A 2,606-nucleotide genomic window follows, 5' to 3' on the forward strand; every position below is an offset into this window, starting at 1 on the left:
TTGAGGAGTCCTTGTCGGCGCAGATCCCTGCCTCCCCCTTCCCAGGGAGAGAGCCTAGGAGACAGTCTCACCCTTGTCTGCAATGACCGCCAAACCCGTTAAAAGCCCAACCCATCCGCTCCTGAAGTGACAATACCCCTCTCGGTGTCCAAGGTAACGATGGCCCCGTCGCGGATGAGGCGCGTAGCATCCTTAACTCCCACCAGCACCGGCACCCCCAACCGCAGACCGATCACCGCCGCATGGGAGGAGGCCCCATCTTCTTCGGTGATCACCCCAGCCGCCTGTTTGATCGCCTCCACATAGTTGGCATCGGTAGCGCGAGCAACCAGGATGTCGCCAGCGGTGATTTTGCTGGCGTCGAGGCTAGATCTGAGGATGCGGGCCGGGCCGCTGACAGTGCCTTTGCCAAACCCTCTGCCTTTGGCCACCACTGCCTTTACTACCTCTACCTTAATCAGATCGGTGGAGCCGGATACGCCTGGCAAAGTGCCGGCGCTGAGCACCACCAAGTCGCCATCCTTGAGCAAACCTTCTTCCTGAGCCACGTTGATGGCGGCCTGAAAGGTCTGGCGGGTGGTAGGCAAATCCATGACCAACAGGGGCCGTACCCCCCACACCAACTGCAGTTGCCGCGCCACCTCTACATGAGGAGTTACCGCCAAGATCGGGGTGCGAGGGCGAAACCTGGAGACATTGCGAGCCGTAGCCCCAGTTTTAGTCAGGGTCATCACCGCCACCGCATCCAACTCCTGGGCAATCTCCCCTACGGCGCGGCTAATTGAGTCGGCGATCAGGGTTTTGGGCCGGGACGAACCATTGCTACCAGAGCTGTTGTTGTTTTGGCTCAGCTCCTGCAGGGTGAGGGCGCGCAGGTGTTGGCGGCGATCGACATAGATTGGGCTGAAGTAATCCCGTTCGATGCGCACGGCAATGCGGGCCATGGTCGCCACCGCCTCGACAGGATATTTGCCTACCGCCGTCTCGTTGGAGAGCATGACGGCATCGGTGCCGTCCAAAATAGCATTGGCCACATCCGAGATCTCAGCCCGAGTGGGACGAGGGCTGTGAACCATGCTGTCCAGCATTTGGGTAGCAGTGATCACCGGGATCCCTAAGCAGTTGGCCATGGCGATCATCCGCTTCTGCAAAATCGGCACCTCTTCCGCCGGCAGCTCTACACCCAGATCTCCCCGCGCCACCATTACCCCGTCGCTGAGGGCCAGGATCTGGGGCAGTTGTTGGATGGCCTCGTGTTTTTCAATCTTGACGATGATAGGAACCCGCTTGCCGACAGCGGCCATCAGTTCCCGCAGCTCCAGCACATCAGAGGGATCCCGCACAAAGCTAAGGGCCACCCAGTCCACCCCTTGGTTAAGGCCGAAGTAAAGGTCTGCCTTATCTTTTTCGGTAACGGCGCGGATGCTGAGGCGCACGCCGGGGAAGTTCACTCCCTTGTTGTCGGAGAGGGTGCCGCCGACAATGGTGTGGCAGAAGAGCTCCCCCGCCTCGGGATCCACTGCCTCCACCCGCATCTCCACCCGACCGTCATCGAGGAGGATCGTCGCCCCTTCCGGCACCTCTTGGGCCAGCTTGTCGTAGGTGACCCAACTGCGCTCCTGGGATCCCAAAATGGGCTTGCTGGTCAACACGAAGGGATCCCCGCTCCTGAGGGTAATCGAGCCTTCGGCAAACTTGCCCAGGCGAATTTTGGGCCCCTGCAGGTCTTGCAAAATGGCGACCTGGATGCCCAGGTCCATAGCGGTTTGGCGGATGAGGCGGATGTTGCGGCGGTGCAGATCGTGATCCCCATGGGAGAAGTTGAGGCGAAGGGTGGTTGCCCCTTGCAGGATCATTTCCCTTAGGATGGCGGGGTTGGAGCTGGCAGGGCCGATGGTGGCGACAATTTTGGTGCGTCGAAAAGACTCGCTCGAATGCATGGCAATCTTTACCAAGGGAGAGCAGCCCAGATTGTTTCCCCACACGGGGATCCCCTTGATACGATAACCCGTTTTGACACTCCCCGCACTTAAGTGGCAAGGATTTTCAAGCAGCCCAGAAGCAAACTCCTAAAGGCCTTGTCAAAGCGCCTCTGCTAACTCCCCACAGACAAAGTCCAAAAGTTGCCGTTACTTCGTGTTGATTGCCGCATTGGCGTCGGCAGTGATTAGCCAACCATCTAAGGTTCTCAACAGTCCACACTTCACCTGCTTTCCTATCAACTTCTACCCTTCAGGTTTTTTACTGCCTCTGGGCAGAAAATCGCTATCCAGAAAGCTGGCCAAGGTCTCCAGACCCCCAGTGCGAACAGAAGTATAAGCTTCCTCAGTCTCGAGAAACCTCATACCCAACCGTCGGCATGGCTGCTCTGGGTATTGCTTGGGCCTTGCCGTAGGCATTGGCATAAGCTGCTTTAGCCTTGCCACCTAGGTTTGCTTAATTCTTCAGGGATTCCAACCACTCGTGTCGGCAGGCCAGAGGCCTTAGACGGCCATGCCAATCCCAGGCTGGAGGTAGTGTGGGCAACTAGAGTTGCCGGGGCTACCGAGCCGATTTCAGCTAGAAACCGCAGGAGCCCCGCCCTGTACCCCCGTATACGGGGGGAG

At 58.6% G+C, this 2,606-nt stretch carries 1 protein-coding gene; it reads right to left on the bottom strand.

Annotated elements, in window-relative coordinates:
* Nucleotides 1–98 precede the first annotated feature (98 nt).
* Complete coding sequence (gene pyk, locus NW852_RS10345; RefSeq protein WP_414372343.1) at nt 99–1,940, bottom strand: pyruvate kinase; 1,842 nt, start codon at nt 1,938–1,940, stop codon at nt 99–101.
* Nucleotides 1,941–2,606 lie beyond the last annotated feature (666 nt).

It is taken from the genome of Synechococcus sp. H60.1, from assembly GCF_047462335.1.
Lineage (GTDB): Bacteria > Cyanobacteriota > Cyanobacteriia > Thermostichales > Thermostichaceae > Thermostichus.